Annotated in this window: 13 protein-coding genes and 1 pseudogene; 3 read left to right on the top strand and 11 right to left on the bottom strand. The window is 70.8% G+C overall.

Annotated elements, in window-relative coordinates:
• The 8 genes from OG624_RS35160 to OG624_RS35125 all read right to left on the bottom strand — a co-directional run bounded on the left by OG624_RS35160 (nucleotide 1) and on the right by OG624_RS35125 (nucleotide 6,999).
• On the bottom strand, nucleotides 1-1,365 hold the full coding sequence (locus tag OG624_RS35160) for a Ni/Fe hydrogenase subunit alpha (protein ID WP_033223193.1): 1,365 nt from the start codon (nucleotides 1,363-1,365) through the stop codon (nucleotides 1-3).
• On the bottom strand, nucleotides 1,362-2,180 hold the full coding sequence (locus OG624_RS35155; protein ID WP_033223191.1) for an oxidoreductase: 819 nt from the start codon (nucleotides 2,178-2,180) through the stop codon (nucleotides 1,362-1,364). The genes OG624_RS35160 and OG624_RS35155 overlap by 4 nt, the downstream gene beginning before the upstream one ends.
• Nucleotide 2,181: 1 nt before the next feature.
• The gene (locus OG624_RS35150) at nucleotides 2,182-2,988 is read right to left on the bottom strand and encodes an FAD/NAD(P)-binding protein (protein WP_033223189.1); all 807 of its coding nucleotides are present in this window, start codon (nucleotides 2,986-2,988) and stop codon (nucleotides 2,182-2,184) included.
• Entirely contained in the window at nucleotides 2,985-3,470 is a 486-nt protein-coding gene (locus tag OG624_RS35145) for a cyclic nucleotide-binding domain-containing protein (protein ID WP_033223188.1), read from the bottom strand. The genes OG624_RS35150 and OG624_RS35145 overlap by 4 nt, the downstream gene beginning before the upstream one ends.
• Nucleotides 3,467-4,636 carry a 4Fe-4S dicluster domain-containing protein gene (locus OG624_RS35140; RefSeq protein ID WP_033223187.1) on the bottom strand — a complete coding sequence of 390 codons (1,170 nt, stop codon included), beginning with the start codon at nucleotides 4,634-4,636 and terminating at the stop codon, nucleotides 3,467-3,469. The genes OG624_RS35145 and OG624_RS35140 overlap by 4 nt, the downstream gene beginning before the upstream one ends.
• Before the next feature lie 42 nt (nucleotides 4,637-4,678).
• On the bottom strand, nucleotides 4,679-5,215 hold the full coding sequence (locus OG624_RS35135) for a hydrogenase maturation protease (RefSeq protein WP_033223185.1): 537 nt from the start codon (nucleotides 5,213-5,215) through the stop codon (nucleotides 4,679-4,681).
• A gap of 330 nt (nucleotides 5,216-5,545) precedes the next feature.
• The gene (locus tag OG624_RS35130) at nucleotides 5,546-6,412 is read right to left on the bottom strand and encodes a potassium channel family protein (protein WP_033223181.1); all 867 of its coding nucleotides are present in this window, start codon (nucleotides 6,410-6,412) and stop codon (nucleotides 5,546-5,548) included.
• A gap of 101 nt (nucleotides 6,413-6,513) precedes the next feature.
• Entirely contained in the window at nucleotides 6,514-6,999 is a 486-nt protein-coding gene (locus tag OG624_RS35125; protein ID WP_033223179.1) for a pyridoxamine 5'-phosphate oxidase family protein, read from the bottom strand.
• 180 nt (nucleotides 7,000-7,179) lie between these two features.
• Here OG624_RS35125 and OG624_RS35120 point away from each other — a divergent pair, with 180 nt between their 5' ends.
• The 3 genes from OG624_RS35120 to OG624_RS35110 all read left to right on the top strand — a co-directional run bounded on the left by OG624_RS35120 (nucleotide 7,180) and on the right by OG624_RS35110 (nucleotide 9,171).
• Complete coding sequence (locus OG624_RS35120; protein ID WP_033223175.1) at nucleotides 7,180-7,644, top strand: Crp/Fnr family transcriptional regulator; 465 nt, start codon at nucleotides 7,180-7,182, stop codon at nucleotides 7,642-7,644.
• Nucleotides 7,645-7,689: 45 nt separating this feature from the next.
• Complete coding sequence (locus OG624_RS35115) at nucleotides 7,690-8,334, top strand: CBS domain-containing protein (protein ID WP_033223173.1); 645 nt, start codon at nucleotides 7,690-7,692, stop codon at nucleotides 8,332-8,334.
• A gap of 114 nt (nucleotides 8,335-8,448) precedes the next feature.
• Nucleotides 8,449-9,171, top strand: coding sequence for a response regulator (locus OG624_RS35110; protein ID WP_033223172.1), 723 nt, complete (start codon nucleotides 8,449-8,451; stop codon nucleotides 9,169-9,171).
• Between the two features lie 13 nt (nucleotides 9,172-9,184).
• Here OG624_RS35110 and OG624_RS35105 read toward each other — a convergent pair whose 3' ends face one another.
• The 3 genes and pseudogenes from OG624_RS35105 to OG624_RS35095 all read right to left on the bottom strand — a co-directional run bounded on the left by OG624_RS35105 (nucleotide 9,185) and on the right by OG624_RS35095 (nucleotide 13,839).
• The gene (locus OG624_RS35105) at nucleotides 9,185-10,933 is read right to left on the bottom strand and encodes a sensor histidine kinase (protein ID WP_033223170.1); all 1,749 of its coding nucleotides are present in this window, start codon (nucleotides 10,931-10,933) and stop codon (nucleotides 9,185-9,187) included.
• A gap of 108 nt (nucleotides 10,934-11,041) precedes the next feature.
• Nucleotides 11,042-11,251: pseudogene (locus OG624_RS35100) on the bottom strand (DUF1918 domain-containing protein); the annotation flags it as partial.
• Between the two features lie 5 nt (nucleotides 11,252-11,256).
• Nucleotides 11,257-13,839 (bottom strand): cation-translocating P-type ATPase, encoded by a 2,583-nt coding sequence (locus OG624_RS35095; protein ID WP_208869380.1) that lies wholly within the window; start codon nucleotides 13,837-13,839, stop codon nucleotides 11,257-11,259.
• Between the last annotated feature and the right edge of the window lie 7 nt (nucleotides 13,840-13,846).

Raw genomic sequence — 13,846 nt, 5'->3', positions numbered from 1 at the left:
TCAGTGGGTGCGCTCGATGTCCAGTTCCAGGAAGTGGGCCGAACACGAGATGCACGGGTCGTGGTTGCGGACGGCCCGCTCGCACAGCCGGGTGAGCTCGGCCTCGGAGCCCTCACCCCGATCGAGGCCGGCTTGGACCAGCCGGCGCAGGTCCTCCTCGATGGCGCCCTGGTTCTGGGCGGTCGGCGGAACGATGCGGGCGTCCGTGACACGCCCCCCGCCATCGAACGCGTAGCGGTGGTAGAGCAGGCCGCGCGGCGCCTCCGTGGCACCGTGCCCGATGCCGGCCCGGGCCGGCACCTCCACGTACGGGCTGGCCGGACGCTCGTACTCCGCGATGATCCGGAGGGCCTCTTCCACCGCGTACAGGACTTCCACCGCCCGGACGAGGATGCTTCGGTACGGGTTCCTGCAGACCTCTGCCCGCCCGACACCTGCGCGCGACAGGGGGTCGCCCAGCCCGGCCTCCCGTGCCGCTTCCAGGGCCAGTGGGGACAGCAGGTGGCCGCTGACCGCCCAGCGGGCGAGGGAGCCGGTGAGGTGCCTTCGGCCGTCCAGCCGGGAGTGGAGGGCGGTGGAGTGCGATACCTGCTCCTCGGCCACGCGGTCGGTGAAGTCCCGCAGGGGGAAGCTGTAGGGCGGGAGCGTCTCGTCGTACGGGAGCACGGTGGGCAGGCCGGACTCGATGGCGTAAGTGTCCTCCTCGGCGAGGGCGAGCAGGTCGGCGTCGCACTCGGCATCCGGGAATTCGAAGCCGGCGACCCAGCGCACCGTGTCCCAGGCGTCGTCGAGGGCGGTGCGGAGCCGTTCTTCCAGGAGGCGGAGTTCGGCGCGGGTCGGAGCGCGGTGGAAGCCTCCGACCCGGACGTTGACGGGGTGGATGGCCCGGCCTCCGAGCAGTTCGACCACGGCGTTACCGGTCTGCTTCAAGCGCAGTCCGCGCTTGACGTGCTCCGGATGGGAGCGGGACAGACCGATCACGTCGTCCTCGCCGAGGAAGTCCGGTGCGTGCAACATATGAATGTGCAGCGTCTGGCTCTCGATCCATTCGCCGCAGTACAGCAGGCGGCGCAGGGCGGCCAGTTGTCCGTCGACGACAACGCCGCACGCGTCCTCGATGGCACGGCAGGCACTCATCTGGTAAGCGACGGGGCAGATCCCGCAGATGCGGGAGGTGAGGTCGGGTGGCTCGGTGTGGGCTCTGCCCCGGAGGAAGGCTTCGAAGAACCGCGGCGGCTCGTAGATCTTGAGCCGCGCTTCGGTGACCGTGCCGTCGTGGATCCTCAGGTGCAGCGCGGTCTCACCCTCGACACGGGCGAGTGAGGGGATGCGCAGCTCCTGGTACCGGGGCGTGGGATCGCTCATCCCGATCCTTCATCGTCGGTCACGCCGGGCTGTCCTTGCTCCTCCACGGCGGTGAAGGCGGTCACGTTGAAGGTGTGCAGGAACCTACCGATGTCCTCCTCGCTCATCCCGTCACGCTGCATGAGCGGGACCAGCGCGGGAAGGTTCGTGGTTCCGGCCGGCCCGAAGCAGCCGTAGCAGCCACGCCCGTAGGTCGGGCACAGCGCCCCGCAGCCCGCGTGGGTGACGGGGCCGAGGCATGGAGTGCCATGGGCGACGGTGACGCAGACGTTGCCGCGCCGTTTGCAGGCGAAGCAGACGCTGTGGTTCGGGATGGCGGGCTTGCGTCCGGCGAGGAACGCGGTGATGACCTCCACGAGCTGACCGCGGTCGATGGGACAGCCGCGCAGTTCGAAGTCGACGGGTACATGGGCCGAGACCGGCGTGGAGGTCGCGAGGGTCTCGATGTAGTCGGGGCGGGCGTAGACGGTCGCCAGGTACCCCTCGACATCCGCGTAGTTGCGCAGCGCCTGCACGCCGCCGGCCGTGGCGCAGGCGCCGATGGTGACGAGGTGGCGGGCATCGGCGCGGATGCGCCGGATGCGCTCCACGTGCTCGGGTGTGCTGACCGAACCTTCGACGAGCACGAGGTCGTACGGTCCGGGCGCGGCTTCGCTGGACGCCTCCAGGAAATGGGCGACCTCCAGTTCGGCGGCGATGCCGAGCAGTTCGTCCTCGCAGTCGAGGAGGGTGAGCTGGCAGCCGTCACAGGAGGCGAACTTGAACACGCCGAGGCGGGGGCGGGCAGGGGGCTGGGGTGGGGTGGGGGTGCTCATCTCACAGTTCCCGGACGGTGAGCAGGGGTTCGGCCTGGTCGTAGCCGACGACCGGGCCGTCGCGGCAGAGAAGGAGGGGGCCGAGCTGGCAGTGTCCGCAGTGGCCGGTGGCGCAGCGCATGTTGCGTTCGAGGGAGACCCGGATGCGGTCGGGACGTACCCCTTGGTGGATCAGCGCGCGTGCGGTCGCGCGCATCATCACCTCGGGCCCGCAGACGAAGGCGACCGTGTCCGAGGGTGTGAACCGGGCCTCGTGGAGCAGCGTGGTGACGACTCCGACTCGGCCGGTCCAGCCGTTGGCAGGCCGGTCGACCGTGACGGCGGCGAACGGCTTTTCCCAGGCGGGAAACTCGTCCTGGTAGAGCAGATCGGCCGGTGTTCGGGAACCGGCAAGGACGTTCAGCCGCCCGAAGGCGTGCGGCTCGGCCATCACGGCGTCGACGAGGGGACGGAGCGGGGCGAGCCCGATGCCTCCGGCGATGACGAGCAGATCGTTGCCGTGAGCGGCGGCCGAGTCCCAGGCAGTGCCGAAGGGGCCGCGCACGCCGACCCACCCGCCGATCCGCAGCCCGCACAGTGCGCGGGAGACGGCTCCGACGGCGCGGACCGTGTGCGTCAGCCGGTGCCCGTCCGCGAGCCGGGACACGGACACCGGGATCTCGCCGACACCGAACGCGTACAGCATCGCGAACTGGCCGGGCGCGAAGGGCTTCAGGGCATCCGCGGCGGGATCCAGTACGAGCGTGACCGTGTCGTGCGTCTCGTCGCGGCGGTCCACCACGCGGTAGGAGAGGGGCGTGAGCGTCATGGCACCGGCCCGCTCCCCTGCGGTCCCGGCGGTCCGTACAGGTCGAGCAGCCGGGTGCGGGTGGCTCGAAGCCGGTCGCCGATGGTCTCGGCGACGACGGTGACCAGCGACAGGCCCAGCGCCGTGTCCTCGGCGCACAGGTCATGGACGGCGGCGGCATCGAATTCCCAGGCGCGGACGGGGTCCCGGGTCTCGGCCGCGAGGTGCCACTGCCGGGGTGGGCACAGCCATGACCAGCCGAGCAGGCTGCCCGCACCGATGGTCTCGACGACCACTCGCCCCCGGCCGGGCATGTGGACGTCGAGCGCGACCGTGCCCGAGCGGATGATCCAGAAACGGTCGGCCTTCTCCCCTTCCTCGAAGATCCGCGTGCCGCCTGGAAGGGCGACGTCCCGGGCGAGGGCCATCAGCCTCCCACGGTGTTCAGCCGCCAGAGCGGCGAGCACGCCCTCGCCGGGAGGCCCACCCGGATGCGGGGTCACGGCGTGTTCTCCCGCTGCGTGGCCTCCTGGTGCAGGGCGTGGGCTTCCTCGGTGAGGTCGATGCCCGTGGGACACCACACGATGCACCGGCCGCAGCCGACACAGCCGGAGCTGTCGAACTGGTCGTGCCAGGTGCCCAGCTTGTGGGTGAGCCACTGGCGGTATCGGCTGCGCGGGGTGGACCGGACCGGGCCGCCGTGGAGGAGCGAGAAGTCCAGGTCGTAGCAGGAGTCCCAGAGACGCCAGCGCTCGGCGTGATCGCCGGTCAGGTCGGTGACGTCCTCCGTGGTGGTGCAGAAGCAGGTGGGGCAGACCATGGTGCAGTTGCCGCAGCTGAGGCACCGGGCAGTGACGTCGTCCCAGCGCTCCGCTTCCAGGTTGTCCCGCATCAGCGTGCGCAGGTCCACCGGCGGCATGGAGCGGCCCATGCGTTCGGCGGCGGCGCTCACCGCCTGGGTCGCAGCCGCTCGGGTGGAGCCATCGGGGCTCCGGCGCGGTAGTTCCGCGAGGACCGCGGCTCCCTCCTCGCTCCCGCTCCGGCACAGGAAGCGGTGACCCGCATCGTCCACGACCTCGGTGAGGGCGAGGTCGTATCCGGCGTCCGCGGCCGGCCCGCTCCCCATCGAGACGCAGAAGCAGGTGGCACCCGGCTCGGTGCACTCGGCCGCGATCAGGAAGGCGCCCGTCCGCCGGGACAGGTAGGCGGGATCCCGGTACCTGCCTCCGCTCATCACACGGTCCAGGATCTGAATGGCACGCAGATCGCAGGGCCGCACGCCGAGGAACGCGTACGAGATGCTCTCCTGCTTCTCCTCACGGACGACCGGCGTACCGTCCGGGCCGCGGTCCGCCGACCACTGACGGACGCGCTGCGGATGCAGGAACGACTTCCACGACTGGGGTCCCGCGCTGTGCGCGAAGGCCGCCCCGTCCTCGCGGCGGCGGAGCCGGTACCGCCCGGCCTCCAGTTCGACCCCCCACCCGTAGGGGAGTGCGTCTGCGGAGTCCAGCTCGTCGAGGACGATCGCGCCGTCGCGCACGGTCGGGCCGATCACCGTGCGGCCGCGCGCCTTCAGGACACGCACGAGGGCGTCCAGACCGTCGCGGTCGAGAACCGCCTCGGCCTGGTGGTCGAGGACGGCTCCGGCATCCGAAGCGTCGGTCATGGTGCACCTCTCGGTCTCCACGTGCCTGGATCCGGCAGCATGTCAGACCAGCGGGCTCCCGGGTTCGAAGCTGGTCCGGCGAGTCCGCTCGCCGTGTTTGCGGACGTCTTCCTCGACGCGCCGGGCCAGATGCGGCAGAGCGGCCGCCACCGCCGGGGTGAGCCCCATGCCCAGCGAGCGGTCCGCTCCCTCGACCGCGTACACGATGAGGCGGCCGGGACCGCGCCCGAGACTGTCGGCCAGGCACAAGGCCTCGGCGAGCCCCAGCCCGTGGGTGCTCTGCCTTCCTGCGGCAGCCGGGTACGGCACCTCGCCCGGGGCCACACACCACCGGTGTGTCCGCCCGGGCTGCGCCGCAGGTGGGAAGCAGGCGTCGATGACGAGCGTGAGGGCCTTGTCCTCCCAGAGGGTCATCAGGCGGCCGGGGTCTCCGTCGCTCCGGGCGAGCTCAGTACCGGAGGGGAGAGGTCGCCGTGCTTCCCGTTCACACAACAACGCGATGGCGGCCCACCCCACCCCGTCATCGCGCCGGAACTCGTTGCCGATCCCGATGACCGCCGTACCGGCGAGCGGATTCATACGTACCCGCTTCCTTCTTCGGGCGTCTCCCGGCACAGCCTGCCCTACTCACTGGGCGGGGTCCTGCGCGATGGGGCAAACGGCGCACGGCGCATCCCCCCTGCCCGGGGCCCTCGCCCGGTACCTCGAAGTACCGCTGGGCGACGAGGCCCGCAAGGAGACGGCGGAGCTGCTCATGACCGCTCCGGCCATCATCGTGCGACCAGGCGCGACCGTGGCGGAGGCGGCCTGGCCGTCATGTCTGTCCCGTCTCAAGCGCCTCCCTGTCGTCGACCAAGGCCCGACGGTCGAGGTCGTCGTCCACGCCGGGAGATTCAGGGCAGGGCGTGGTCACCGGTGCCCGTGGTCGTGTGCGAACGCGTCGAGAGCTTGCCTGGGTGATCCCTGGGTGTGCAGGAAGCGCTCGTCCAGGATGCTCGCCAGGTCTTCCAGGGCGGAACGCAACACCGTGGAGGCGAGCCGGACATCCCGGTGTCCGGCTTCCGTAGCCTCATCGGCGATGTCGAGGGCGTAGCCGATCTGTCGAGCAAGGGAGGTCCGGTCGTCCCCGTCGTGGAAGTAGTAGGACTCCGCGTACTGGAGGAAGTCGACCGCCGCCACGGACAGCGCTGTGGCCAGGCTGTCCAGCATGGCGGCCCCGGCCGGGGAGTCGATCTGTTCCTTCCTGGGATGGGTACGGGAGAGGTGGGAGAGCCGCAATGCCAGTGCCCTGCGGCGCGCCAACGCCGGATAGATGCCGAGGATCCAGGAGACCGTCGCGGTCAGGAGGGCGAACCCGACCAGCGCCTCCAGGGGTGCGAGGAGGCGCAACCACCCCTCGGCGGGTGCGACGTCACCGAGGCCGAGTGTGGAGAGCGTGACCAGCGAGACGTAGGTCGCGTCCAGCAGGCTCGCATGATCGTCGGGGTGCAACCCTCCCGCGTACACGAACGCCTCGGGCATGTGAGGCCAGTAGATCAGCGCCCAGCCCGCCGCCACGGTCAGGGCCCACAGGGCGACGACGGACACCATGGCGAGCGGGCCGGCCAGGCCGGCTGCAGTTCGACGGGTGCCCAGGACGGACGAAAGCCGCCACAGTGTGGTCATGACCAGGCGGCTCAGCCCGCCGTGACGCGTCGGGTGCCACAGCGTGTGGAACACGTCCCGCAGGATCAGCAGGACCAGGGCCGCGCCCGTGACCGTCACCAGCCAATCCATCCGGCACCCCTTTTCCACCGCGTTTCGCCCAGGTTCGCGCACCTCCGTAGCCGCTGATCGCAGCCCACGCCGTCGCCAGGTGTCAGAAGCAGGGCCGGGACTCACCCGGCGGCGGAAATCGGCCGAGGTTCCGGCCCCAGGCGAAACCCTGTGACGAGTTCGGCCCGGATGCGCAGCACGCCGGCCATCGGCCGGTTCGTCCACGGGTCGAGCAGCGCCTCAAGCCGTTCGGCGTCGTTGCGGTTCTCGACGAGCTCGGCGTAGCCGATCACCACGACACTCCAGCCGAGATGCGTGCCGGGGTCGATGGCGTCGGCTTCGTAGGCGAGGACGATGCCGGGTGTGCCGGGGATCGCCACCAGCGACGCGCGTGAAGCGCCTTCGTCGAGCCGGACGATCACGTCCTCCCCCTCGACCACGTGGTTCACCGGTCGGATGGCCGGCAGTGCCTGGTGGGTGAAGACGATGCGGCCCAGCGGCACGGTGCCCAGGAGCCGCAGCGCTTCGGAGCGGTCCAGCTGCTCCGTGGACCGCATCGGGTCCGGGACGGGGCCGTGGTCCGGCCTCCAGGCGGTTTCGTGATCCATCACACGGCCCTCCGCTCCGACCTCGTCGTGTCGGTGTCGGCTTCACCCAGCGTCCTTGCCTCCTCGCGTGCCGTGCCAGGGCCGAACGGTCCCCTGTCCTGCGGAATCGGGGGCCGGTCGGCTCATGCCTACTGCCTGTGGAGCCGCACAGAATTGAAGAGGAATCGACCGGAGGCCGCCATGAGGACCACTCCCCCTACGAAGATCGCCGGCGCGTTGCCGGCTGAGCACCGTTCCCGGCTGATGGACATCGCGCGGGAGGTCAACTTCCCCGAGGGCGCACGCCTCTTCAACGAGGGCGGCCGGGCGGACAGGTTCTGGATCGTCCGAACCGGCATCGTCGCCCTGGACGTGCATGTGCCCGGCAGACAGCCGGCAGTGATCGAAAGGCTCGGACCGGGCGAACTCGTGGGGTGCTCGTGGATGCTGCAGCCCAGTGCCTGGAGACTGGGCGCGGTGGCCACGACGCCGGTGCGCACGTACGAATTCGACGCCGGCGCGGTGCGCACGATGATGGATGCCGACCCTGCTTTCGGCTCCGCGATGGGCCACTGGGTAGCGCAGGTGCTCGCGCACCGGCTGCACGCCGCCCGTATCCGGCTGCTCGACCTCTACGCCCCGCACGGCAGTGGCAGCTATCTCTGACGGCCGGTGTCCCGCACCTGAACCCCCAGCAGTGAGGAGGGCGTCATGCCCGCGTCCCGGTACACCGTCAGCGACGTCATGACCCATACGGCCGTGGCCATCGGCCGTGAGGCTTCGTACAAGGAGATCGTCGAGCTGATGGACCAGTGGAAGGTCAGCGCCGTTCCCGTCCTGGAGGGCGAGGGGCGTGTCGTCGGGGTGGTCTCCGAGGCGGATCTTCTGCCGAAGGAGGAGTTCCGGCGGGACGACCCCCGGCTTCCCGATCAGCTGGAAGAGGCTTCCAAGGCGGGAGGTGTGCTGGCCGAGGAGCTGATGTCGAGTCCGGCCGTGACCGTACACCCCGACGCCACCCTCGCCGAGGCTGCCCAGATCATGGCCCGCAAGCGCGTGAAGCGCCTCCCCGTGGTGAACGGCGTGGGGATGCTGGAGGGGGTCGTGAGCCGGAGCGACCTGCTCAAGGTCTTCCTGCGCACCGACGAGGAGATCGAGGAGGAGATCCGCGACGCGGTTCTCGCCGAGCTCGCTCCCCCGGTAGATCTACAGGCATCGGTGAAGGACGGCGTCGTCACCCTGCGGGGATCTCTCCGTAGTCGCGCCCTGGTGCCGCTGGTGGCCCGCGCCATCCGTGCTGTGGAAGGCGTGGTGGACGTACGCATGGAGCTGGAAGGGCGGCCCGCCGGAGCTGCCTGAAACCCTTCACCGCCGCGCCGGCTCCGGTACGCACCACAAGGTGCGTCCGTCCGCTCCCCTGAGACAATGCGTACGACAAGACGTACGCACAGCCGATCGATCACAGGGGCGTACATGTCCGACGCACCAGCCCCCTCTGTCTCGTCCGGGGCGCCCATCAGGGTCTTCCTCCTGGACGACCACGAGGTAGTACGCCGCGGCCTGTACGACCTGCTTGACGCGGAGCCCGACATCGACGTCATCGGCGAGGCATCGACCGCCGAGCAGGCATTGACCCGCGGGCCGGCGCTACGCCCGGACGTCGCCGTGCTCGACGTCCGGCTGCCCGACGGCGACGGGATCACCGTGTGCCGCGAGTTGCGCTCGCGGATGCCGGATCTCGCCTGTTTGATGCTGACCTCGTTCGATGACGAGGACGCGCTGCTCGACGCGATCATGGCCGGAGCGGCCGGCTACGTCCTCAAGCAGATAAAGGGGGCGGACCTGGTTTCGGCCGTACGGACCGTGGCGACCGGACAGTCCATGCTGGACCCTGCGACGACCGCTCGGCTGATGCACTCGCTGAGGGACCCGGAGACCGTCAAGGCTCCGCACGACGATCGCCTGGCCGCTCTCTCCGAGCGGGAGCGTTCCGTGCTCGAACTGATCGGCGAGGGCCTCACGAACGCGCAGATCGCCAAGCGGCTGTACCTGTCCGAGAAGACGGTCAAGAACCACATCTCGCGGCTGCTGGGCAAGCTGGGGGTGGAGCGCCGGGTGCAGGCCGCCGTCATCGCCGCGCAGGTCCACGAACACGGGCGCGGGCACGAGCCGGAGCACGGCATGGGCCGGAGCTGAGTGTCGACGGGGGTCACCCGAGGGGTGGGAAGTCGCCTCCATCCAGCGGTACCCGCCATTCCAGTTTCGTCCCCGGCCCGGTCGACCCGTGCGCCGATACGGAGAGCTCGCCGCCCAGGCGTTCGGCCCTCTCGGCGAGATTGCGGAGCCCGCTGTGACGGCCTCCCTGTGCCACTCCCACTCCGTCGTCGGTGACCCGTACGGTCAGTACGCCCTCGACGGCCGAGAGGGACACTTCTGCGCTGCCCGCCTGTGCATGGCGGGCCACGTTGGTGAGTGCCTCCCCGATCACCGCGAGCGCCTCGTCCGCGGTCTCCAGGGGTACGTCGGTGTCGATCAGGCCCTCCATCCGCAGGGCCGGGGTGAAGCCGAGTGTCCGGGCTGCCTCCTCCACGGCTTGGACAGCACGCAGCCGCAGCTTCGGCGTGACCCCGGGCGCCTCGTGGTCGCGGAGGCCGAAGATCGTCGAGCGAATGATCTTGATGGTGGCATCCAGGTCGTCGATGGCTCGGGCGAGCCGTTCCGAAGCCTCGGGATGCTCGACGAAGCGTTGGGCGCTCTGCAGGGTCATGCCGGTGGCGAAAAGGCGCTGGATGGCGAGATCGTGCAGGTCGCGGGCGATGCGGTCGTGGTCCGCCAGCATGCTCATCTGCTCGGTGTCCCGGCGCCGGTCGGCGAGCTCCAGGGCCAGGGCGGCCTGACCGGCGAAGCCGGGCAGGGCTGCGATCTCGGCGCGGGCGAACGCCGGGCGGCCGCGTCTGCGGGCAAGGATGAGGACACCGCTCAGCTGCTCCTTGGTGCCGACCGTGACGGCGACGGCGGGGCCGAAGCCCGTCCAGCGTTCCGGCTGCACCGTGATCCGGTCGTCGGTCCCGACGTCGGCAACAGTGATCAGCCCGTCCTCCTCGCCGAGGGCGGCTGCTGCCAGGGTTCCCGCACTGCTGGGCAACACGATGCCGCGATGCGCCTCAGCGCCCTCACCGAGGGCAAGCGAGCCGCGCAGCTCCCCACCCTGGCCCACGAGGTAGAAGACACCGATGTCAGCGCCCGTGATGGCGCGGGCCCGCTCCAGCATGCCCTCCAGTACCTCCGTTTCGGCAAGGCCGGAGAGCAGAGCGCTGGTGAAATCGGAGCTGGCGGTCAGCCAGCGTTCCCGGAGACGTACTTCCTCGTAGAGGCGGGCGTTCTCGATGGCGATGCCGGCTGCCACCGCCAGCGTGGACAGGACCGCCTCGTCCTCCTCGTCGAAGTCGATGCCGCCGCGCTTCTCGGTCATGTAGAGGTTGCCGAACACGTCCTCGCGGACCCGGATGGGGACGCCGAGGAAGGAGTGCATCGGGGGGTGGTGGGCCGGGAACCCGTAGGAGGCGGGGTGATCGGACAACTCCGACAGCCGTAGGGCCTCGGGGTGGCGGATGAGTTCGCCGAGGATGCCGTGGCCGGAGGGCAGGTCGCCGATCTCGGCCCGGAGGTCGTCGCTGATGCCGACGGGGAGGAACTGGGCGAGCTTCTGGTCGTCGCCGATGACGCCGAGGGCGCCGTACTCCGCGTCCACCAGGACGACGGCGGCTTCGACGATGCCCCTCAGGACCTGAGGAAGGTCGAGCTCCCGGCCGACGGACATCACGGCTTCGAGGAGGCCGTTGAGCCGGTCCCTGGTGCCGCGCACTTCGTCGATGCGGACCTGGAGCTCTTCGAGGAGTTCGTCCAGCCGGAGCCTCGGCAGCCCCGAACGCTCGGCACCCTGCTCGTCCGCGCCCATGCGGTACCTCCAAGCGGCGCCCAGGGGATGTCCGGCCTGCCTCTTCACCGTATCCCCGCTACCGCCTTCCCGCGCAGGCTGAAGGCGTCAGCCGGAGTCGTCCGCGCCGAGATACCGGATGTGTGCGTCCGGTCCGGGGAAGAAGAGGGTCGTCTTGCCCGTGTCCGACCAGCGGACGTCGTAGGGCGGGGTGCCGTCGTCGTGGTGCAGACCGACGACTTCGCCGTCGCGACCCGCTTGGCCCACCGAGGGCCCGCCCACCACGATCTCGTCGCCGACGCGGGCATGGGCACCGTGCTCGGAGGTGTGCGCCTTCATGATCATCAGCTCCTTCGGAATGCGTGTCGTGCGAGTCGGGCTGCCGTGAAGCCGCTCACGAGGGCGGCTGATGCCAGGGCAAGGCCCGGCCATCCAAGAGGTGCGGTCTCCAGAACCGACTGCAGCGGCGGAAGGTAGAGCGCTGCCGCCCCGAGCAGGGCGGACGCGAGGACGGACAGGGGCAGGAAGAGGTTCTCCCGGGTCAGCAAGCGGGTTCGCAGGCCCAGCACGACGCCGAGCTGCGCAGCGAGCAGGGACAGGAAGAGGACGCTCTGCCAGGGCAGGCCCCAGGCCCGTGCGACCGTCCCGGCAGTGAGGCAGGCAGCTGTGACGACTGCGGCGAGGACCACGAGGCGCTGCCAGGCGCCCGCGCCGAGGATGTGCTGGCCGGGCGGCCTCGGGGGCCTGTGCATCGCCTCCGGGTCCACCGGTTCGGCGCCCATGGCCACCCCGGTCAGCCCGTGGGTCAGGAGGTTGATCCACAGGATCTGGCCCGCCCTGAGCGGGAGCGGAAGGCCGAGGAGGGGGCCGCTCAGCATGACGAGGATCTCGGCGGCGCCGCCGGCCAGACCGTAGACGAGGAAGCGACGGATGTTGTCGTAGACCCGCCGGCCCTCCTCGACGGCCGCAACCACGGTCGACAGGTCGTCGTCGGTCAGCACGAGGTCGGCAGCCTGGCGGGCGACCTCTGTGCCCCGCTGTCCCATGGCTACCCCGATGTCGGCGCGGCGCAGGGCGGGGCCGTCGTTGACGCCGTCGCCGGTCATGGCGGTGACGGCTCCCCGGGCCCGCCAGGCATCGACGATGTCGAGCTTCTGCTGCGGATCGGTCCGGGCGAAGACGCGTGCGGCGGTGAGGTCGGCCACCCGGCCTGCCGCCAGATCGGGGCCGTTGACCACGGTCTCGTCATCGCTGTCCGCGCCGGCCAGGCCCACGCGGACGGCGATCGCGCGTGCCGTGGCCGGGTGGTCTCCAGTGATCAGGACCGGGGTGATGCCGGCCGCGTGGCAAGCGGCGAGAGTGGCCGCTGCAGCGGGCTTGGGCGGATCGCTGATGGCGACCAGGCCCAAGAGCCTCAGCCCCGCCTCGGCCGTCTCCGCGGTGTCCGGTTGCTCGGCGTGTTCGGCGGACGCCACGGCGAGCACCCGGTATCCGCGGGAGGCCAGGATCGCCGCCTGCTGCCGGGCGCCGGCCACGAGGTCCCTGCGGTCGGCGAGAACAGCTGCGTCCAAGACCACCTCCGGGGCGCCCTTCAGACACACCAGGGCGCCGCCGGACGACAGGCGGTGGACTGTCGTCATGCGCTTGCGTCCACTGTCGAACGGGATCTCCCACGTCCTGGGGTGGATGTCCCTGAGAAGCTCCGGCTCGCCGCACCCGGCCTTGACGGCGGCCGACAGGAGGGCGGCCTCCATGGGGTCGCCGACCGCGGACCACCGGTCCTCGTCCGGGGGCTCTCCCTGGGGCGGCCGCAGGGAGGCGTCGTTGCAGAGCGACGCGGCCGTCAGCAGCTCCTGTACGGGGCCGAGCTCGGCCGCCGTCGGCTGCCTGCCCTCGACCAGGACGTCTCCCCGCGGTTCGTACCCCACTCCGAAGAAGTCGACCGCGGCCCGTGGCGTCCACACGTGCTGGACGACCATGCGGCCTTCGGTGAGGGTGCCGGTCTTGTCGGTGGCGAGGACGGTGACCGAGCCGAGGGTCTCCACGGCGGGGAGCCGGCGGATGAGGGCGTGCCGGGCCGCCATGCGCCGGGCTCCCAGTGCGAGGGCCAGGGTCACGACGGCCGGCAGGGATTCCGGGACCGCTGCGACGGCGAGGCTGATCGCCGTCACCGCCATGATCCCGAGCGGCAGGCCCTGGACGAGCCCGAGGCCGAAGACCACCAGGCAGAGGGCCAGGGTCACGATGGCCAGGATGCGCCCCAGCGAGGCGAGACGGTGTTGCAGGGGTGTCGGCTCCCGCTTGGTGTCGAGGAGGGCGGCGATCCGGCCGAGCGCGCTGTCGGGACCGGTGGCGTTCACCGTCGCCACACCCCGGCCTCGCACGACCACGGTCCCCGCGCCCACCGTCGAATCGTCCTCCTTGTCCACGGGGACGGATTCCCCGGTGAGCATGGATTCGTCGATCATCAGGGCGGACGCCTCGGTGACATCGGCGTCGGCCGCCACGATGTCACCCTCGGCGAGGAGCAGGACATCGCCGGGCACCACGGCGGCGGCGGGGACCTCGCGCGGAGCACCGCCCCGCAGGACCCGCGCCTTCGGTGCCGACATCGCGGAAAGAGCGGCCACGGCGTGGTCGGCACGGGTCTCCTGCACGACGCCCACGGTCGTGTTGACGACGATCACCACGGCGATGACCACCGCGTCGGCGTGGTCACCGATCGCGATCGTCAGGACCACCGCGCCCAGCAACACCATGATCAGCGGATCGCGCAGCTGGGCCAGCACCCTGGCGTACCAGGGTGTCGCCGGGGCGGGCGGGATCTCGTTGCGGCCGTGCTCGGTCAGTCGGCGTTCCGCCTCGACGTCGGTGAGGCCGTCGGGCGTGCGGGCAGGTACCTGCGCGGTGGCCGGGGGCATCGCCATGGCGGTC

This window comes from Streptomyces virginiae, assembly GCF_041432505.1.
Taxonomy (GTDB): Bacteria; Actinomycetota; Actinomycetes; order Streptomycetales; family Streptomycetaceae; genus Streptomyces; species Streptomyces virginiae_A.
The sequence above is the reverse complement of the archived record's forward strand: the minus strand, read 5'-3'. Positions and strand labels throughout refer to the sequence as shown.